This is a genomic window from Pseudomonas sp. H2_A10 (genome assembly GCF_054680085.1).
This window is the reverse complement of sequence record NZ_CP162821.1, coordinates 2,875,295-2,895,036: the sequence shown is the minus strand read 5'-3', so window position 1 is coordinate 2,895,036 and position 19,742 is coordinate 2,875,295. Positions and strand designations below refer to the sequence as shown.

At 60.7% G+C, this 19,742-nt stretch carries 16 protein-coding genes, 4 tRNA genes and 1 riboswitch; of the genes, 4 read left to right on the top strand and 16 right to left on the bottom strand.

Annotated features, from left to right (window positions below):
- Window positions 1-54 precede the first annotated feature (54 nt).
- Window positions 55-3,333 carry an EAL domain-containing protein gene (locus AB4O23_RS13450; protein WP_460063541.1) on the top strand — a complete coding sequence of 1,093 codons (3,279 nt, stop codon included), beginning with the start codon at window positions 55-57 and terminating at the stop codon, window positions 3,331-3,333.
- Between the two features lie 3 nt (window positions 3,334-3,336).
- Here the strand turns inward: AB4O23_RS13450 and AB4O23_RS13445 are convergent, their stop codons facing one another.
- The 12 genes from AB4O23_RS13445 to uvrB form a co-directional block, all read right to left on the bottom strand.
- Window positions 3,337-4,308 (bottom strand): hypothetical protein, encoded by a 972-nt coding sequence (locus tag AB4O23_RS13445; RefSeq protein ID WP_223494558.1) that lies wholly within the window; start codon window positions 4,306-4,308, stop codon window positions 3,337-3,339.
- Window positions 4,309-4,406: 98 nt separating this feature from the next.
- Window positions 4,407-4,895, bottom strand: a complete 489-nt coding sequence (locus AB4O23_RS13440) for a hypothetical protein (protein ID WP_137219793.1) — start codon at window positions 4,893-4,895, stop codon at window positions 4,407-4,409.
- A gap of 575 nt (window positions 4,896-5,470) precedes the next feature.
- Window positions 5,471-6,448: a tRNA dihydrouridine synthase gene (locus AB4O23_RS13435; protein WP_017530679.1), complete on the bottom strand. Its 978-nt coding sequence runs from the start codon at window positions 6,446-6,448 to the stop codon at window positions 5,471-5,473.
- Between the two features lie 55 nt (window positions 6,449-6,503).
- Window positions 6,504-6,938: an acyl-CoA thioesterase gene (locus AB4O23_RS13430; protein ID WP_068935550.1), complete on the bottom strand. Its 435-nt coding sequence runs from the start codon at window positions 6,936-6,938 to the stop codon at window positions 6,504-6,506.
- A gap of 40 nt (window positions 6,939-6,978) precedes the next feature.
- Window positions 6,979-7,812: an alpha/beta hydrolase gene (locus AB4O23_RS13425; RefSeq protein WP_068935552.1), complete on the bottom strand. Its 834-nt coding sequence runs from the start codon at window positions 7,810-7,812 to the stop codon at window positions 6,979-6,981.
- A 14-nt stretch (window positions 7,813-7,826) separates the two neighbouring features.
- Window positions 7,827-8,366 (bottom strand): TetR/AcrR family transcriptional regulator, encoded by a 540-nt coding sequence (locus tag AB4O23_RS13420; RefSeq protein ID WP_017530682.1) that lies wholly within the window; start codon window positions 8,364-8,366, stop codon window positions 7,827-7,829.
- Between the two features lie 182 nt (window positions 8,367-8,548).
- Window positions 8,549-8,624: transfer RNA gene (locus AB4O23_RS13415), tRNA-Glu, on the bottom strand.
- A gap of 79 nt (window positions 8,625-8,703) precedes the next feature.
- Window positions 8,704-8,779, bottom strand: a tRNA-Ala gene (locus AB4O23_RS13410).
- Between the two features lie 50 nt (window positions 8,780-8,829).
- Window positions 8,830-8,905 (bottom strand) — tRNA-Glu (locus tag AB4O23_RS13405).
- A gap of 78 nt (window positions 8,906-8,983) precedes the next feature.
- A tRNA-Ala gene (locus AB4O23_RS13400) sits at window positions 8,984-9,059 on the bottom strand.
- A 147-nt stretch (window positions 9,060-9,206) separates the two neighbouring features.
- The gene (gene gltX, locus AB4O23_RS13395; protein ID WP_017527824.1) at window positions 9,207-10,688 is read right to left on the bottom strand and encodes a glutamate--tRNA ligase; all 1,482 of its coding nucleotides are present in this window, start codon (window positions 10,686-10,688) and stop codon (window positions 9,207-9,209) included.
- A gap of 162 nt (window positions 10,689-10,850) precedes the next feature.
- A complete protein-coding gene (gene uvrB, locus AB4O23_RS13390) occupies window positions 10,851-12,866 on the bottom strand; it encodes an excinuclease ABC subunit UvrB (protein ID WP_017527823.1) in 2,016 nt (671 codons plus the stop codon).
- 344 nt (window positions 12,867-13,210) lie between these two features.
- Between uvrB and AB4O23_RS13385 the strand changes: the two genes are divergently transcribed.
- Window positions 13,211-14,407: an amino acid aminotransferase gene (locus tag AB4O23_RS13385; protein ID WP_460063531.1), complete on the top strand. Its 1,197-nt coding sequence runs from the start codon at window positions 13,211-13,213 to the stop codon at window positions 14,405-14,407.
- Between the two features lie 111 nt (window positions 14,408-14,518).
- Complete coding sequence (locus AB4O23_RS13380) at window positions 14,519-14,728, top strand: hypothetical protein (RefSeq protein ID WP_017527821.1); 210 nt, start codon at window positions 14,519-14,521, stop codon at window positions 14,726-14,728.
- A 46-nt stretch (window positions 14,729-14,774) separates the two neighbouring features.
- Here AB4O23_RS13380 and ptrR read toward each other — a convergent pair whose 3' ends face one another.
- A complete protein-coding gene (ptrR, locus tag AB4O23_RS13375) occupies window positions 14,775-15,647 on the bottom strand; it encodes a putrescine utilization regulator PtrR (RefSeq protein ID WP_017527820.1) in 873 nt (290 codons plus the stop codon).
- A 104-nt stretch (window positions 15,648-15,751) separates the two neighbouring features.
- On the opposite strand from ptrR, the gene AB4O23_RS13370 reads away from it, so the two are divergent.
- The gene (locus AB4O23_RS13370; RefSeq protein ID WP_017527819.1) at window positions 15,752-17,143 is read left to right on the top strand and encodes an aldehyde dehydrogenase family protein; all 1,392 of its coding nucleotides are present in this window, start codon (window positions 15,752-15,754) and stop codon (window positions 17,141-17,143) included.
- Between the two features lie 173 nt (window positions 17,144-17,316).
- Here AB4O23_RS13370 and AB4O23_RS13365 read toward each other — a convergent pair whose 3' ends face one another.
- The 3 genes from AB4O23_RS13365 to AB4O23_RS13355 all read right to left on the bottom strand — a co-directional run bounded on the left by AB4O23_RS13365 (window position 17,317) and on the right by AB4O23_RS13355 (window position 19,425).
- Window positions 17,317-17,793, bottom strand: a complete 477-nt coding sequence (locus AB4O23_RS13365) for a hypothetical protein (RefSeq protein ID WP_137219796.1) — start codon at window positions 17,791-17,793, stop codon at window positions 17,317-17,319.
- Window positions 17,794-17,823: 30 nt separating this feature from the next.
- The gene (locus AB4O23_RS13360) at window positions 17,824-18,327 is read right to left on the bottom strand and encodes a hypothetical protein (RefSeq protein ID WP_017527817.1); all 504 of its coding nucleotides are present in this window, start codon (window positions 18,325-18,327) and stop codon (window positions 17,824-17,826) included.
- 234 nt (window positions 18,328-18,561) lie between these two features.
- Entirely contained in the window at window positions 18,562-19,425 is an 864-nt protein-coding gene (locus tag AB4O23_RS13355; RefSeq protein WP_460063524.1) for a M24 family metallopeptidase, read from the bottom strand.
- A gap of 60 nt (window positions 19,426-19,485) precedes the next feature.
- Window positions 19,486-19,679, top strand: a riboswitch (cobalamin riboswitch).
- Window positions 19,680-19,742: the final 63 nt, after the last annotated feature.

Genomic DNA, 19,742 nt, shown 5'->3' with positions numbered 1-19,742 from the left:
TCAGGTTCTGAGTAGAACCGCGCTGTTTGCCCATCGGATCAAGGCCCTTTGATAATGCGCAACCCCGTCGATTCCCTGCCACCCCTGCCGCGCATCTACGCCCTGGACCCCCAAGAGGCGGAGCAAAGCTGGGAGAGTGCCCCGCAACTGCTGGCCGCCCTCAACGCTGCCCGGCTGGGCGCATGGTGCTGGGAAATCGACACCGGCAGGATCAACTGGTCGCGGGGCACCCAGGCACTGTTTGGTTTTGACCCGCGCCAACCACTGCCCAATGACCTCGATTACCTTGACCTGCTGGCCGCCGAAGATCGCGCGCGGGTGATACGGGCTTTTCATGCGGTATTGGCGGGCGAGCCGTTCGAGCAGGCCATGCACCACCGCATCCAATGGCCGGACGGCAGCTTTCACTGGCTGGAAATCAATGGCAGTTTGCTGCCGGACAAAAGCGGTCGGCGCCGTATGATCGGCGTGATCCGTGAGATCACCCATCAGCGCGAACGGGAAAGCGCCCTCAGCCACTCCGAAAAACGCTTCGCCACGCTGTTTCACCTGTGCCCGAACATGGTGCTGCTCACGCGCCAGTCAGACGGCCTGATCAGCGAAGCCAACCAATATTTCGAGATGCTCTTCGGCTGGCCCGTCGCCGATGTGATCGGCCGCACCACCCTCGACCTGGGCCTGTGGCGCCATCCCGAGCAGCGCGCGCAGTTGGTCAAGTCCACTCAGCGCAAGGGCGAGCCGATCACCATGGAGGTGCAGTTTTGCGCCAGCAACGGACAGATCCACGACGGCACCCTTAGCGCGCAAAAGGTCGAGCTGGACGGCGAGGCCTATCTGATCAGCACCTTCCTCGACACCACCGAACGCAAAAATTCCGAGCAGGCGCTCAAGGACAGCCAGGAGCGCCTTGACCTGGCCCTGGACTCCGCGCAACTGGGCACCTGGGACTGGCACATCCCCAGCGGCATGCTCTACGGCTCGGCGCGCGCCGCCCAGCTACACGGCTTGCCGCCCGAGCCGTTCCATGAATCCTTCGACGCCTTTTTCGAGGGCATGCCCAATGAAGAGCGCGAGAGCATGCGCAATGCCTACCGCACCCTGCGTGAAGGCCCGGCCGGCAATTATCAACTGACCTACCGCGTCCCCATGGAAGACGGCACCTCGCGCTACCTGGAAAGCCGCGCCCGCTTGTACCGTGATGCGAAACGTGCGCCGTTGCGCATGGCCGGCACCTTGCTGGACATCACCGACCAGGTGGAACGCGAACAACGCTTGATCGCCTCCGAAGAAAAATTCGCCAGCCTGTTCCAGGCCAGCCCCGACCCCATCTGCGTCACGCGCCTTGAAACCGGGACCTTTATCGAGATCAACCCGGCTTTTACCCAAACCTTCGGCTGGACCGCCGCCGAGGTGCTCGACCAGCGCGCAGACCAAATAGGCTTGTGGGACGACTCCAGCAAGCGCCTGGAGCGTATCGAGCGCGTCATTCGCGAACAGGCATTGAGCAACGTGGCCGTGGTGGTGCGCCACAAAAGCGGCCAGAGCCTGACCTGTGTGATTTCCAGCCGCTTGATCAAGGTCGGCGACCAACCCTGCATCGTCACCACCTTGCGCGATATCACCCAGCAACAACGCTCGGAGGCGGCGCTCAAGGCCAGCGAAGAGAAATTCGCCAAGGCTTTCCACTCCAGCCCCGACGCAATTTCCATCACCGAACGCGATACCGGCCGTTATGTGGAGGTCAACGACGGCTTCTGCCGCCTGACCGGCTACCGCGCCGAAGAGGCGATTGGCCTGACGCTGTACCAGATCGGTATCTGGGCCGATGAGAACCAGCGTTCGGCGCTATTGGCCGAGCTGAAGATCAAAGGCCGTATTCATCACATGGAGATGCTCTGGCACAACAAACGTGGCGAACTGCTGGCGGTGGAAGTCTCGGTGGAGCCCATCAGCCTGAATGAAACCGCGTGCCTGTTGCTGACCGCGCGAGACGTGAGCCTGTTGAAAAACGCCCAGGCGCAGATCCGGCACCTGGCCTATCACGACCCGCTGACCAACCTGCCCAACCGCGCATTGCTGATGGACCGCCTGAGCCAGCAGATCGCCTTGCTCAAGCGCCATAATTTACGCGGAGCCCTGCTGTTTCTCGACCTCGACCACTTCAAGCACATCAACGATTCCCTCGGCCATCCGGTGGGCGACACGGTGCTGAAAATCGTCACCGCGCGCCTCGAAGCCAGCGTACGCATGGAAGACACCGTGGCACGCCTGGGCGGCGATGAGTTTGTGGTGCTGCTCAGCGGCCTGGACGGCTCACGCGTGGAAGTCACCCATCAAGTGCAGGACCTGGCCAATACCCTGCGCGAACTGCTTTCGGAGCCGATGTTCCTCGATGGCCATCGCTTGCAGGTCACGCCGAGCATCGGTGTGGCATTGATTCCCGATCATGGCTCCACCCCGGCCGACCTGCTCAAACGCGCTGACATCGCCCTTTATCGTGCCAAGGACTCCGGGCGCAACACCACGCAGATGTTCCACAACAGCATGCAAAAGACCGCCAGCGAGCGCTTGCGCATGGAAACCGACCTGCGCCTGGCCCTGTCGCGCGGCGAATTCAGTGTGCATTACCAGCCTCAGGTAGACGCGCGCGGCAACAAAATCGTCGGCGCGGAGGCGTTGGTGCGCTGGCAGCACCCGCAGTTGGGTGCGCAGTCGCCGTCCGACTTTATCAAGGTGCTGGAAGACAGCGGCCTGATCCTCGAAGTGGGCACCTGGATCCTCGATGAAGCCTGCGCCGCCTTTGAGCAGTTGATTGCGCAAGGCCTGGTGGACCCACTCAATTTCAGCCTCTGCGTGAATATCAGCCCCCGGCAGTTTCGCCAGAATGACTTCGTCGAACAGGTGGAGCACAGCCTCAAGCAGCACTCACTGCCCTGCAGCCTGCTGAAATTGGAAATCACCGAAGGCATCGTGATCCAGAACCTCGACGACACGATCAGCAAAATGCGCCGCCTGAAAAAGCTCGGAGTGAGCTTTGCGATGGATGACTTCGGCACCGGCTACTCATCGCTGACCTACCTCAAGCGCCTGCCGGTGGATGCGTTGAAGATCGACCAGTCGTTTGTACGCGATGCGACTCACGACCCGAACGACGCCGAGATCATCCGTGCCATTGTGGCCATGGCCCGCAGTCTGAACCTGGAAGTGATCGCCGAGGGCGTGGAAACCCTGGAACAATTGGCGTTTCTGCAAAAGCTGGGGTGCCATTTGTTCCAAGGGTATTTACACAGCCGACCATTGCCTATCGAGGGCTTCAGGCGGTTATTGGAGTAGCGCTCAAATAAGGGCCACCGCTTGCCCTCGGGTGGGAGAGCTGCCGCGTCGCCCCCAGAGTTCTTCGCGACCGTTGATCACCGCTACCGAGTGCCCGGCGCGATTGCACATGCCCAATTGCCCGGCCGCCAGTTCGCGCACGGAGACTCTTTTCATGTGCTTGCGCAACCCCAGCCGCAGGAACCCCTCGCCCGGCCCGGTCTCGTCTTCGCCGTTGTTCAAACTACGAACCGCCGCCTGATAACTGCTGCTGGCCGTACGGTCGTTATTCTCCATCTGGGCACGCTTGGCGCTGGCGGCAAACAGAAACCGCGCATCCTTGAGCATTTCCTGATCTGAACCGGTGAATTTCGCCGCCCGCGCACCTTCGGCCAATTCACGCTCCGTTAAATTGAGCCGAAAATCATCGCGCATGACGATATGGTACAAGTCGCCGGTCTTGCGCACTTCCTTGAAGATGTCCGTGGGGCTTTGACCGAATCGATACATCGCCGCTTTGATGGCCGAGACCGTCACACAGTTACCATCCGGGCCCTGGCGAAACCCACTCCAGATATTGTTCGGCTTTGCGCCATTGCGCTTATTCGACAAGGCCGGAAGATTCACGTCGGAAGTGGGCAGGGGTGCCACCTGCGCGGGTAACACTTTGGGGGTGATTTTGGCTGGCGACGGGGTTATAACCGACACTCTTGTATCGGGGATTATCCTGTTCTGCTTCCCGCCCAGCACGTTCATTAACCGGGTGAAAAAAGAAGCAAACAGAGAGGTCAATGTCTTGAACGATCCTGATGCTCGCCTTACACCGAATTTACTTTGCGAGAGGGCGCGTGGCCGAGCATAAAAGCGAGAAGACCGCCCTTCACCGGCAGGCATAATTTTTGGCGCTACTTCATCAATCGCACGCACGGGCTCAACGGCGACCAACCGACCCACCCTTACCATCTGCTGCATACTTTTAATTGAACAGCACGACATAAATCCCTCCATAAGCACGCACTTCTCCACACCTTTTAAACCGGGAGAAATGCATGCACTTAATTAACCACACTTAAAAGCCGGGGCTAACCTCAGCGTTATAAAGTTCGGCGCGAATTGAATCGCCAGTGCCTTGGACTGAATCGTTTATCAGTCGGGGGCGGGCTGGTCAGATCCGAGTCAGTCTCATCCGGGCTCGGATTGACAGCAGGTGCAGGCGTTGGGGTCACGCTTGGCAATTTGCCCAGGTCGGGTTGTACCGGCGGCTCATTGACATCCGGCTTTATTCGTAAATCGACCGGTTCCTGGCGTGCATCAGGCATTACGGTTCTGGCGGGAAACATATCGCGGATTATTTTGAATACCAGTTCCAGCATATCGAACAACCTCGCAAAGACCGATGCGTCGCGCATTACCTCACTGCGCGGAGCCCAGCTATTATCCTGCCGCAAAGGCGCGCAATGGACGTTGTTATGCGAAGCCGTGGATGCCGGATGCGCGGCTGTTTTCATGAGGGGGACGGCGGTTTGATCATTGGATGATGTATCAAGTTGGACGACAGGGCGATTACCAATCGATAAAGACATGAGCACGTTCCTTTGTTCGGTGTCATCTGGCGCGACAGCGGGCCAGAAAAAGTTGATCGACTGAAAACAACAGCGTTGCTTTGCAGACGATACTTACGTGGACTGTGACGCTATCGAGTTCCAGAAAATGACACTTCATATAAGGAAATCAAAAAATCTCTCGACTTTTTTATCATGCCCCGCTTTAAACACCACGCGCCAAGCGACTTGGATGGCACTTCAATCGACACACATAATAATAAACCGTCGAGTATGCAATTCACCGATATACATTCGCACACCACACCACTTCAGATTGTGATATTCCGCGCAGCGCGAGCCCGCTCATGCCAGCCAAGTCATTCTTTGCGCACCGATGCAATACAACAAATACGCTTACACACCGATCCATTATGAAACTTAAAACATATGAACTTTTCAGCTGTTTTCCAAAAGCCGCCAATACCCTGCGATGGGAGCGGATTCCCGGTGAGAGGCGCCCAGAAACGCAAAATGCTCCGCATCTTTCGATACGGAGCATTCATTTGTTACACCCAAAGCGCTACCGATAACTCACCGCAGCCCTCTCACGTCACTCAAGCGTTACCGCATGCCTCAGAGGCCGCGGCATGCTCCATCCCGAGCAAGCGGCTGACCCGCTCCAAGTCGACTTCCCGACGCATAGCGGTAAACAGCTCCACCGCTTCAGGGTAATTGCGCGTCAGCATCGCCAGCCACTGCTTCAAACGACCAGGCGCTTGTTTTTCGGTGAGTTGCGCTACCGACTGGCGCCAGAACGACTGGAGCATCGGCTGCATCTGCGCCCACGTCATCTCGATCACCTCTTCGCCTGCGCGTGCAGCGGCGATCTGCCGAGCCAGGTCCGGACGGGCCACCAGGCCGCGCCCGAGCATGATGTCTTCGGCGCCGCTGACCTCGCGGCAACGCCTCCAGTCTTCGACGCTCCAGATATCGCCATTGGCGAACACCGGCACCTTGACGACGTCCTGCACCCTCGGGATCCATTCCCAATGGGCCGGTGGCTTGTAGCCGTCGGTCTTGGTGCGCGCATGGACCACAATGTGCGCCGCGCCGCCTTCAGCCAAGGCCGTGGCGCACACCAGCGCGCCGTCCGGGCTGTCGAAGCCCAGGCGCATCTTGGCGGTCACTGGGATATGCGCCGGGACCGCGCGGCGTACGTGCTCGACGATCTGGTTGAGCAACTCCGGCTCCTTGAGCAACACCGCGCCGCCGCGCGACTTGTTCACGGTCTTGGCCGGGCAGCCGAAGTTCAGGTCGATCACTTGCGAACCCAGCTCACAGGCCAACGCGGCGTTTTCCGCCAGGCACACCGGGTCGGAGCCGAGCAATTGCACGCGCAAAGGCACGCCTGCGGCGGTATGGGCACCGCACAGCAACTCAGGAGCAAGTTTGTGGAAATAGGCGGGGGTGAGCAGGCGGTCGTTGACGCGAATGAATTCGGTCACGCACCAATCAATACCGCCCACGCGGGTCAACACGTCCCGCAGGATGTTGTCGACCAACCCCTCCATGGGCGCCAAAGCAATTTGCATGGAAAACACTCAACAAAAATCGTGGCGCAGTTTACTGGGTTTCCCGCAACAAACGTTAACCCCCGGTCAGGGCGGGGCCATACCCGTCGAGAAACTCGGAGGGCATGCGCTTGGGCTTGCCGCTGGACAGTTCGATGCAGACAAACGTGGTGTGTGCCCGCAGCAGGGTCGTGCCATCGCACGGGCGCATCAGTTGGAAGCGGCGGGTCATTTTCAGGCGCCGATCCCAATCGACGATCCAGGTGGCCAGTTGCAGTTCGTCGCCTTCATAGCCCGCCGCCAGGTAGTCGATCTCATGGCGCACCACGGCCATGGCGCGATCCAGGCGGCGGTACTCGGTGAGGTCCAGCCCCAGCCGCTGGGAGTGGCGCCAGGCGCAACGCTCCAGCCAGGAAACGTACACCGCATTGTTGGCGTGCCCCAGGCCGTCAATGTCTTCAGCGGCTACCTGCAGATCAATGATAAACGGCGTTGCCAAATCCCAGCCCATGCCTTGCTCCCGGTCGATTAATGTCGGCGGCAGCAGTGTATCAGGCGCTCTGGCGCTGCTGTAGTCGACCGTCAGCCAGCAGCGCCAGCACGGCGTCGATCACCCGGGGGTCGGCCAGCACTTTCTGGTGACCGCCCTGCTCCAGGCGTAGCAGGCGGCTGTCGAACCAGGCATCGTGAATGGCTTGAGAGGCCCGGACCGGCACAAAGGTGTCGTCTTCGGCATGTACGATCAGGCCGGGGATGTTCATCTGATAGTGGGCCACGTCCAAGTGCTTGAGCGGCATGCCGAACGAGTGCTCCACCTCCTGGATAAACGCCGAACGCGCCCGCGGCGGCAAGCCAACCATGCGGGTGAAGCCGCGCAGCACATCCAGAAAGCGTGACGGCGCCGCAATACTGGCCAACACCTCGGTACGCAAACCGAGCTGCACCGCCAGCATCGCACTGGCACCGCCCATGGAATGGCCAATGACCGCATGCAGCGGTGGCAACTCGGCCGCCGCCTCCAGCATGGCGCGGGCAAACAGCAGCACATGGGCTTCACGCCCCGGCGAACGACCGTGGGCGGGGCCGTCCAGGGCGATCACTGAATAGCCCGTGTCGACCAGCGCCGTGATCAGGCTGGCAAATTGCGTGGGGCGCCCTTCCCAGCCATGCATCAGCAACACCGTCGGCCCTTGCCCCCAACGCAGGGCCGACAAGCCAAAACGCAAGGTGATGCGCTCTGACTGGGCCAACAGCGGCAATTCCCAGTCACGCGGCGGCAGATCGCGCGGGGTCATGAAGGTGCGGCGCATCCGGTTGGCAACCATGTGCGGCGCCAGGCGGCCAACGGTGCCGTTGAAACTGCGAACCCAGGTCAATGCGCCCATGCTGCAAACCCTCTTCAGCGCACCGCCGACTTGGCCGCGCGTATCACCCGATCCGACAACTCGCCCGGCCCCAGCGCCCGCGCCAGGGTCAGGCCACCCACCATCAAGGCCATGTCTGCCAAGGCCTTGTCGGTGTCTTCGGGGCTGCCCGCCAATTGTGCGGCCATTAACTCGACATGCTCGCTCAAGACCTCGCGAAAAGCCTCCGGCAAACGTCCCATCTCGCCAACCGTGGCCGGCAAGGGGCACGCCTGGGAGGTGGAGTCACGATGCTTGCGCGACAGGTAAAACGCCGCCACCAATGCACGGCGCTCTTCGCCGGTGATCTGTTCGTCCATGTCGTCGATGGAGGCGCGGCGCTGCGCCAGCAACTGGCTGAACGCCTCCAGCATCAGCGCGTCCTTGCTTTCGAAGTGCGCATAGAAGCCACCGACGGTCAGCCCCGCCGCCCCCATCACTTCGCCGACGCTCGGCTCGGCCGGGCCACGCTGGATCAACGCGGCGCTGGCGGCTTGAAGAATGCGTTCGCGGGTTTGTGCTTTTTTATCGCTCATCAAAGCCTCCGACTCTCATGGGGTGGATATTATTACCATAATAATATTAAGCAAGCGAACGCCATGACCACTGGTCAGAACACAGGAAAGGAGTCGAGAGGAAAATTGGCTAAACGCCAGACAAACAAAAGGGCCATTCAATAATTGAATGACCCTTAAAAATCCCGCAGAGCGGGTAATCGTGGCGTCCCCTAGGGGACTCGAACCCCTGTTACCGCCGTGAAAGGGCGGTGTCCTAGGCCACTAGACGAAGGGGACACAAACCTTCTATACAACGGATCAGGGCTGAGACCTGATCGATTCAAGGACGGTGTGGCCAGACCTTGAACCTGTAAATTGGTGGAGCTAAACGGGATCGAACCGTTGACCTCTTGCATGCCATGCAAGCGCTCTCCCAGCTGAGCTATAGCCCCGGATTTTTCGTCTCGCGACGCAGCAGACCTTTCGAACTGCTTGTTGAAACTGGCGTCCCCTAGGGGACTCGAACCCCTGTTACCGCCGTGAAAGGGCGGTGTCCTAGGCCACTAGACGAAGGGGACAAAACCTTCTGTACAACCGATCAGTGCTGAGTACTGATCAATTCAAGGACGGTGTGGCCAGACCTTGAACCTGTAAATTGGTGGAGCTAAACGGGATCGAACCGTTGACCTCTTGCATGCCATGCAAGCGCTCTCCCAGCTGAGCTATAGCCCCTCATCGGTGAGGACGGGGCGAATCTTAATGGCGGTTTGGAAGTGTGTCAAATTTATTTTCAACAATTTCCAAAGTTTTTTGCCGGGATAACAATCACTTACCGGCGAAACCCCGGAAAACCGGGGTTTCGCCGTTGCAACAGCCTGCTTAAGCGATAGCGCCCAGCAGCTTTTCCCACTCTTTGTTTTCTTTCTTCGACACACCACCAAGCAAATCAAGGGCTTGGCGCAGACGGAAACGCGTGAGGTCCGGGCCGAGGATTTCCATCGCATCGAGCACCGACACCGAACTGGCCTGCCCGGTGATCGCGGCAAACATCAGCGGCATGGCGTCGCGCAATTTCAGCTCCAGGGATTCCACCACCGCCTGGATCGTCGCGGTGATCGCGTCCTTCTCCCACTGGCGCAGGCTTTCGAGCTTCCACAGGATCAACTGCATCAACTGACGAACCTGATCGCCCGAGAGTTTCTTGGACTCGAATAACGTGGCATCCGGGTTCACGCCGCCAGCAAAGAAGAAACCGGCCAAGGGTGCAACCTGGCTGAACGTCTCCACCCTGCCCTGCACCAGCGGCGCGATCTTCATCATGTACTCAGGGTTCAACGCCCACTGCTGCACACGGCTGGCGAACTCTTGCACCGGCAAGTCACGCAGCCACTGGCCGTTGAGCCACGACAATTTCTCGATATCGAAGATCGGCCCGCCGAGGGACACGCGGGACAGGTCGAAATTGTCGACCATTTCCTGCAGCGAGAACTTTTCACGCTCGTCCGGCATCGACCAGCCCATGCGGCCCAGGTAGTTGAGCATGGCCTCAGGCATGAAGCCCATACGCTCGTAGAAGGTCACCGAGGTCGGGTTCTTGCGCTTGGACAGCTTGCTCTTGTCCGGGTTACGCAGCAACGGCATGTAGCACAACTGCGGCTGTTCCCAGCCGAAATATTCGTAGAGCAGGATCAGCTTAGGTGCCGAGGGCAGCCATTCTTCGCCGCGCAGTACGTGAGTGATGCCCATCAGGTGGTCGTCGACGACGTTGGCCAGGAAGTACGTCGGCAGGCCGTCGGTCTTCATCAGCACTTGCATGTCCATGCGGTCCCACGGGATCTCGACGTCGCCGCGCAGCATGTCCGGCACCACGCACACACCTTCGCTCGGCACCTTCATACGGATCACATGGGGCTCGCCGGCGGCCAGGCGGCGCGCCACTTCTTCCTTCGACAACAGCAGCGCACGACCGTCGTAGCGCGGGGTTTCGCCACGGGCCTGTTGCTCGGCGCGCATCTGATCGAGTTCTTCGGCGGTGCAGAAGCACGGGAACGCATGGCCCATGTCGACCAGTTGCTGGGTGTATTGCTTGTAGATATCGCTGCGCTCGCTCTGGCGATACGGGCCATGCGGGCCGCCGACGTCCGGGCCTTCGGCCCAGGTGATGCCCAGCCAGCGCAGGGCATCGAAGATCTGCTGTTCCGACTCGCGGGTGGAACGCAGTTGATCGGTGTCTTCGATCCGCAGGATGAACTCACCGCCGTGCTGCTTGGCAAAGCAGTAGTTGAACAAGGCGATGTAGGCAGTACCGACGTGGGGATCCCCAGTAGGCGATGGCGCGATGCGCGTGCGGACGGTGGTCATGGCGGGTCTCGAATGGGCAATAAAACTGAAAATTGAAACAAGAGGCGAATGGTAACAGCCTGGGGGATTTCTGGAAAACCGAGGCGCGGCCATCGGGGGCAAGCCCCCAGTCAAATGTGGGAGGGGGCTTGCCCCCGATGAGGCCAGTGGCATCACCGCCAATCAAACAGCCAGCAAGCGCTCGCGCAACTTGCCAATCTCATCGCGCGTCTGCGCCGCCGCTTCGAACTCCAGGTCCCGCGCCAACTGGTACATCTTCTCTTCCAGTTGACGAATGCGCTTGGTGATCTCACTCGGCGAGCGCAGTTCGTTCTCGTACTTGGCGCTTTCCTCGGCGGCCTTGGCCATGCCCTTGCGCTTCTTGCTGCGCGAGCCGGGCACGGTGGCCCCTTCCATGATGTCGGCGACGTCTTTGAACACACCCTTGGGGGTGATGCCGTTTTCCAGGTTGAACGCGATCTGCTTGTCGCGACGCCGCTGGGTCTCGCCGATCGCCCGCTCCATGGAGCCGGTAATGCGGTCCGCATAAAGAATCGCGCGACCATTGAGGTTACGCGCGGCGCGGCCGATGGTCTGGATCAGCGAGCGCTCGGAGCGCAGGAAGCCCTCCTTGTCGGCATCCAGGATCGCCACCAGCGACACCTCCGGCATGTCCAGGCCCTCACGCAGCAGGTTGATCCCCACCAGCACATCAAAAGTGCCCAGGCGCAGGTCGCGGATGATCTCCACGCGCTCCACGGTATCGATGTCCGAGTGCAGGTAGCGCACACGCACGCCGTGGTCGGCCAGGTAATCGGTCAAGTCTTCGGACATGCGCTTGGTCAGCGTGGTCACCAGCACACGTTCTTCCAGGGCCACGCGCTTGTTGATTTCCGAGAGCAGATCGTCGACCTGCGTCAGCGCCGGGCGGATCTCGATCTCAGGGTCCACCAGGCCGGTGGGGCGCACCAGTTGCTCGATCACGCGGCCGGCATGTTCGGCCTCGTAGTTGCCGGGCGTTGCCGAAACAAAGATGGTCTGCGGGCTGATGGCTTCCCATTCGTCGAAGCGCATCGGCCGGTTATCCAGCGCCGACGGCAGGCGGAAGCCGTACTCCACCAAGGTTTCCTTGCGCGAGCGGTCGCCCTTATACATCGCCCCCACTTGCGGCACGCTGACGTGGGATTCGTCGATCACCAGCAATGCGTCGTCCGGCAGGTAGTCGTAGAGCGTCGGCGGCGGCGCCCCCGAATCGCGACCCGAGAGGTAACGCGAGTAGTTTTCGATGCCGTTGCAGTAGCCCAGCTCAAGGATCATCTCCAGGTCAAAGCGGGTGCGCTGTTCCAAGCGCTGAGCCTCCACCAGCTTGTTGTTGGCGCGCAGGTACTCCAGGCGCTCGGCCAATTCAACCTTGATACCCTCGATAGCGCCCATCAGGGTTTCACGCGGCGTCACATAGTGGCTTTTCGGGTAGAAGGTAAAGCGCGGCAACTTGCGGATCACCTCGCCGGTCAACGGGTCGAAGGCCGAGAGGCTCTCGACTTCATCGTCGAACAGTTCAATGCGGATCGCTTCCAGGTCGGATTCGGCCGGGTAGATGTCGATCACATCACCGCGCACGCGGAACGTGGCGCGGGCAAAATCCATGTCGTTGCGGGTGTATTGCAGGCTGGTCAGACGGCGCAGCAATTCGCGCTGGTCGAGTTTGTCGCCGCGATCGACGTGCAGCACCATCTTCAAATAGGTTTCCGGGCTGCCCAGGCCGTAGATGCACGACACCGTGGTGACGATGATCGCGTCCTTGCGCTCCAGTAGCGCCTTGGTCGCCGACAGGCGCATCTGCTCGATATGGTCGTTGATCGACGCATCCTTCTCGATAAAGGTATCGGAGGACGGCACATAGGCTTCGGGCTGGTAGTAGTCGTAATAGGAGACGAAGTACTCCACCGCGTTGTTCGGGAAGAACGCCTTGAACTCGCCGTACAACTGCGCGGCGAGGGTCTTGTTCGGCGCCAGCACCAGCGTCGGGCGGTTGATCTGCGCGATCACATTGGCAATGCTGAAGGTCTTGCCTGAACCGGTCACCCCCAGCAACGTCTGGTGCGCCAGGCCGGCCTCGATGCCCTCGACCATCTGACGAATGGCTTCCGGCTGATCGCCGGCGGGTTCAAAGCGGGTGACGAGTTGGAAATCCGACATAACGTACCTCGTGAAGTCACCCCGGACTGTAGACCCGTCGGGGACGAAATAGACCACGACCCGCGAAGTTTCAGAGCGGGCAGTAGGAAAAAACCATGATAGCTGTAGAAGTGGAGACGAATGTGACGGGTTTCAAGGCAATCGCCCTACCCCGCGATCCTGGCGCAATGTTGCAATAAGACTGACGGTCAGCAAATAAACCGAAAAACTTGGCCGAAAAGCCATTTCGGTTGTCGCTCTCAGCCGTGATGGCCTCTATACTAGCTCCCCGTTTGTGCACCGCTCTAGTGCATTCGGCTGGAGCGCGACACGTCCCTCCCTTCCCCCATAGAGCTGCCGCAAAAATGAGCCTGTTCTCCGCTGTCGAAATGGCACCACGCGATCCTATCCTGGGCCTCAACGAAGCATTCAACGCCGATACACGAACCACCAAGGTCAACCTTGGCGTCGGCGTTTATTGCGACGAGGAGGGGAAGATTCCACTCTTGCGTGCCGTTGCCGAAGCGGAAGCCATTCGCGTGGCCCAACACGCCGCCCGTGGCTACTTGCCGATCGACGGCATCGCCGCGTACGACAAGGCGGTGCAAACCCTGCTGTTCGGCGGCGAGTCGCCATTGCTGCAAGCCGGCCGCGTGGTCACCGTGCAAGCTGTCGGCGGTACCGGCGCGCTGAAGCTCGGCGCGGACTTCCTCAAGCAACTGCTGCCTGACGCGGTCGTTGCCATCAGCGACCCAAGCTGGGAAAACCACCGCGCGCTGTTCGAAACCGCCGGCTTCCCGGTGCAGAACTACCGCTACTACGACGCAGCCTCCCACGATGTGAACCGTGCCGGCCTGCTCGAAGACCTCAACGCCCTGCCACCTAAGTCCATCGTGGTGCTGCATGCCTGCTGCCACAACCCGACCGGCGTCGACCTGAGCCCGGCCGACTGGCAAAACGTGCTGGACGTGGTCAAGGCCAAGGACCTCGTACCGTTCCTTGACATGGCCTACCAGGGCTTTGGTGATGGCATCCACGAAGACGCTGCTGCCGTGCGCCTGTTCGCGGAATCGGGCCTGACCTTCTTCGTCTCCAGCTCGTTCTCCAAATCGTTCTCGCTGTACGGCGAGCGTGTGGGCGCGCTGTCGATCGTCGGCGACTCCAAGGAAGAAAGCGCGCGCATCCTGTCCCAGGTCAAGCGTGTGATCCGCACCAACTATTCCAACCCGCCGACCCATGGCGCAGCGATTGTGGCCGCGGTGCTCAACAACCCCGAGCTGCGCGCCCAGTGGGAAGCCGAACTGGCCGAGATGCGCCTGCGCATCCGTGGCATGCGCGAGCAGATGGTCGCCGCACTGGCCAAGGCCGCTCCAGGCCACGACTTCAGCTTCGTCGGCCGCCAGCGTGGGATGTTCTCCTACTCCGGCCTGACCGTTGAGCAAGTCACCCGCTTGCGCAGCGAGTTTGGCATCTATGCGCTGGACACCGGGCGTATCTGTGTGGCGGCGTTGAACCAGTCGAACATTGCCGCGGTCACACAGGCAATCGTTCAGGTTCTATAACCCTGACGGCGCTATACGAAGGGAAGCCGCGGCTTCCCTTTTTTAATGCCTGTCGGAAAACACCCTGCTCCCCTAGACTGCCCCTGATCGCCCCTTTGCTGTGAGAGCCCTATGAGAAACGACGACCTGGACCTGCGCGCCGACCGCGACGAACTGCACGACTACACCCCACGCGCCCCGCAAGCCAAACGCCAGAAAAGCCTGGTGCTGCAAGTGGCCCTGGGGGTGTTTCTCGGCGGATTGGCCTTATGGCTGGTGCAACTGGGCGCGACGGCAATCATGGCGAAGCTGGCCATGGGCTCCTTCCAGTTCGGCGGCTGATACACAACGAGATGTGGGAGATGGCTTGCCTACTCCCGCCTTCGATTCACGCCGCTACCAGCCCGCGCTCCTCCAATAACTTCACAAAGCTGTTCAAACTCTGCGACACCGTGCCGCGCCGCCAGATCAACCAGGTATTCAACAGGCGAAAGCTGTCGGCCAACGGCCATACACTCACCGCAGCCGACCCCGGCATGCTTTCCAACATACTGCGCGGCATCAGTGCCAAGCCGGCACCGGCGCTGACGCACGCGAGCATGCCGTGGTACGACTCGATCTCGAAGATCTTGCCCGGCACCGCGCCGTCCTGCGCAAACCAGCGCTCGAAGTGGTGTCGGTAAGAGCAGTTGGAACGGAACGTGTAAATGTTCTCGCCGTTGACCTCCCTGCCCCGCGTGATCGGCGCATGATGCAGCGGCGCAATCACCACCATCTCTTCCTCGAACACCGCCACGCCCTCCAGCGTCGAGTGCAACACCGGGCCGTCGACAAACGCCGCCGTCAACCGCCCCGACAACACGCCTTCGATCATCGTGCCCGAAGGCCCCGTGCTCAGGTCCAACTCGACCTTGGTGTGTTTCTGGTTATATGCCGCCAGCAACGCCGGAATACGCACCGCCGCCGTGCTCTCCAGCGAACCCAAGGCAAACGCGCCCTGGGGCTCCTCCCCCGCCACCGTGGCGCGGGCCTCTTGTACCAGGTCGAGAATACGCCGCACATAGCCGAGGAAATTCCACCCGGCCGGCGACAGGCGCAAACGGCTCTTTTCACGGATAAACAACTCCACGCCCAGGTCCTGCTCCAATTGCTTGATGCGCGTGGTGAGGTTCGACGGCACCCGATGAATCAACTGCGCGGCGGCGCTGATGCTGCCTTGCTCGGCAACCGCCTTGAAAATTTCCAGCTGCACCAGATCCAAGTCATTCTCCAATCGTGAATGTATTGCTTAATATTATTCAGTTTCCAGAAAACATCCAGCCCCGTACGCTCACCACCATCCCAACGTACCTACAGGACGGTGCCATGAACGCGATTTCCTCCCAGACCCACGCCCTGTCGATCAACCCCGCCAACGGCGAAACGGTCGGCAGCTACCCGTACGAGACCGCCTCGCAATTGGACACAGCGCTCAACCGCGCCACGGGTGCCTTCCGCACCTGGCGCCGTACACCGGTGAGCCAACGCGCCGAACTGCTGCTGGGCCTGGCGACCGCGCTGCGCGGTCAAGCCGAAACCATGGCACAGATGATCACCCTGGAAATGGGCAAGCCCATTGCCCAGGCCCGTGCCGAAATCGAAAAATGCGCGCAACTGAGTGAATGGTACGCCGCCCAAGGCCCGGCCATGCTTGAGCCGGAGCCGACCCTGGTGGACAACGGCACTGCCCACATCGAATACCGCCCGCTGGGCCCGATCCTCGCCGTGATGCCGTGGAACTTCCCGGTATGGCAAGTACTGCGCGGCGCCGTGCCGACCCTGCTCGCCGGCAATACCTACGTGCTCAAACACGCGCCGAACGTGATGGGCAGCGCCTACCTGATCCAGCAAGCCTTCCAGAAAGCCGGTTTTATCGAAGGCCTGTTTGAAGTGATCAACGTGACCACCGAGGGTGTGTCCAGCGCCATCGCCGACCCGCGCATCGCTGCCGTCACCCTCACCGGCAGTGTGCGTGCCGGCATCGCCATCGGCTCCCAGGCGGGCGCGGCGCTGAAAAAATGCGTGCTGGAACTGGGCGGCTCCGACCCGTTCATCGTGCTCAACGATGCCGACCTCGACGCCGCCGTACAGGCCGCGCTGATTGGCCGCTTCCAAAACAGCGGCCAAGTTTGCGCCGCCGCCAAGCGCCTGATCATTGAGGCCGGTGTGGTCGAAGCCTTCACCGCCAAATTCGTCGAGGCCAGCCGCGCCATGGTGATGGGCGACCCGACCTCAGCCGACACCTACGTCGGCCCGATGGCCCGCTTCGACCTGCGGGACGAGTTGCACGGCCAGGTCCAGGCCACTCTGCAAGAAGGCGCCACATTGTTATTGGGCGGCAATAAAGTCGCAGGGGCCGGTAACTATTACGAACCGACCGTACTGGCAGACGTCACCGACCAGATGACCTCCTTCAAACAGGAGCTGTTCGGGCCGGTGGCCTCGATCATCACCGCCCGCGACGCTGACCACGCGGTGGCGCTGGCCAACGACAGCGAGTTCGGCCTCACCGCCAGCATCTTCACCACTGACGCGGCCAAGGCGCGGGATATTGCCAATCAGTTGGAAACCGGCGGGATCTTCGTCAACGCCTTCAGCGTCTCCGACCCACGCGTGGCGTTTGGTGGCGTGAAAAAGAGCGGGTTCGGCCGCGAGCTGTCGCACTTTGGTGTGCGCGAGTTCTGCAATGCACAGACGGTGTGGCGGGATCGCAAATAAAACAGGCAACACCCGTCAACTGTGGGAGCGGGCGTGCTCCCACCTTTGACCTGCGGTGCTTTTCGACCAATCGACCGTCACTTCCCCCACTGCTTTTGCAGCATGCCCTTACTTGCTTCCAGCCGTTGCTCGCGCAGTAAGCCAGTTGCATGCCCGACAGGAAAGCAGCTGCGTCAAAGCGCCCACAGGCGGATCAAGGCAAACCCCAGGTCTACGTTGACGCAGTCACGCCCATCTACCCACTCATCCCCGCGAAGGCGTCGTCCGGTGTTGGTCTCGCGCTCACCTTTGGCAATCACCAGCACAAACAACCGGACCGGGCATTCGAATGAGCGCAACCGCTCAACATCAGCCCTCACTGACCAATTGCCCTCCAGGCACTTGGCTTGGGATATGTCGCCCAGACACTTGATTTCAGCAACCATGCTCGTTGAGCCACTGTCGTCCAGGGCATACAGGTCGGCTTTGCGCCGCTCGCCAATCGGCAAATCGGTCCAGAGGCTGATGTCATTCTTGAACCAGGCATACAAGCTGATTTCGGCCTGAATCCAGTGCTCGCGGCAACTGTTCAGTTGCAACACCTGTTCGAGTTTATCGCCCATTTCACGAAAGGCCCGCTCGAACAAAACAATCCATTGATCAGCATTCATGACTGACTCCCTGTGTATGACGTATCGAGGCTAGTGCTTGACTGGTGCATCCCAGCAATCCGGGTGGCGTGCGCAGACATCGTATTGGCGATCCATCAAGGCCATGCGGTTAATGTGGGCGTCCGTGGCCGCCCGGAACGACTGATTGCTGGTTGTGATATAGGCCGCGGTGCGGTCAGTCAGGCGTGCGTTTAACTGGCTGCGGGTGTGGGCATCCAGTGCCTGGGGCGCGGTGGCCATGGTTTGCAGTGTCACGTCGTTCAAACGACTCAACTCATCGCGGTAGGTGTTTACGTATTCGGCACGGGCCGCGTCATGCTGGTGGTTCAAGTCGTACTGCATGGCTTCCAGGTTCTGCTTGTAGAGCGCCCAATAGCCCTCGGGCAGCACGCCACCGTCTTGTTTACGCAATTTGGCAATGCGCGCGTCGTTATCCGGAGCCGGTTGGAGTACGGGCTTGCGCGCAGAAGTGACGACGGGGTCTTGATCAATGATCTGGTCGATCCAGCCCAGCCTTGAAGGGTTCGAGGGCAAAACCTGTCCTAACGGTTCAAGCGGCACTGGCGCAGCAGGTGGGGGTGACGACACTGACTGGGCGCAACCACCCAGCAGTAACAAGGTGCAAAGCCGGGTCAGGACAAGGACGTTGCGAAAAGACATAAGTTCTCCATGAACAAAGGCGAATCGAAAGGGCGCGGCAAATAATATCATTGAGCCATCACTGCGTATCACCCCATCGCCCAAGCATTCGCAGGGCGGTACAGCGCATCAATCCAGCATCCGGCTAAGCAGCCGGTGCCCATCTGCCGTCACCTCGACCATCGCCGACAACATCACGCCGTCGGCACCGTCCGTGGAGAGCAGGCTCCAAAAGTCCGGTGGCTGATACCTCACACCAACGGTGCCCGCCTTGGCGATCACATACACGTTGAGCACTTGCCCGGGTTGCATCAACGGGCTGTCACCCTCGACCTTGTAACCGAGCACTTGCGGCTTTTGTATGCGCGCCTGCCCCATGGCATAGCCCGCAAACTCACGCACCGCGACGGCATGGCCCGCGTCCAGTTCCTGTTGTATCGCCGCCCCCACATTGGCCAGCCGCTCGCCGCCCTGAACGTGGGCGACTCCGTTGGCCAGCGCACGGCGCGCAGTCATCAGCAATTGGCGTTGCGCCGGGGTGGCATTGGGTGTGGCAAACGTCCAGACCTGAGCAACATGGGCCTGCGCCGATGCCGCGATCAACTCCACTTTTACCAGCGCCGCGTCCGGGAACGGCACATCGGTGGGCGGCGCGGCGCTCACCTGGTTATTCACCGACACCGCCACCGCTGCCGGGTAGCCGCGATAACCGAACATCATCGGCAGCCAGCCGTGCTGTGCGTACTGGTAGAGTAAAAATTCCTGGACCGCAGTGCCGGTGCCGCCCTTGCGGATCAGCGGCGCGACCTTGCGCAACAGGTCACTGGCGATGGGCGCCAGTTTGGCTTCCTCGGCAAGAATGGTTGCGTCATCCAACTGGGCGATGGCGCGGGCCCTGTCGCCGATCGCGTCGGTGTAGCGGGCGAGCGCAGGGTCAGCGGCGTGTGCGCTCATGCAAAACAACAGTGGCACTATTCCCAGACGTATCAACATGGCCTTCCTTGGGTTGGTTATGGACGGACCCGAATTGTACCTCCACCCAGCGCCCAAGATGGACTACCATACCGCGCCGGTTCCCAAACGGGACTAATAGGGAATTCGAAACGCCGCACGCGGCGCCAATCGAAACTGCCCCCGCAACTGTAGATGCCGAGCCTGCTCCTTCATGCCACTGGACACCGTCCGGGAAGGCCGGAGCGAGGCGACGACGCATCAGTCAGGAGACCTGCCGGCCCAGCAACATCACTCACCGGCGGGGTGTCCGGGAAGGACATCCTCGCCTGCCCGAGCGGCAGCGTTCGAGGGCGTAT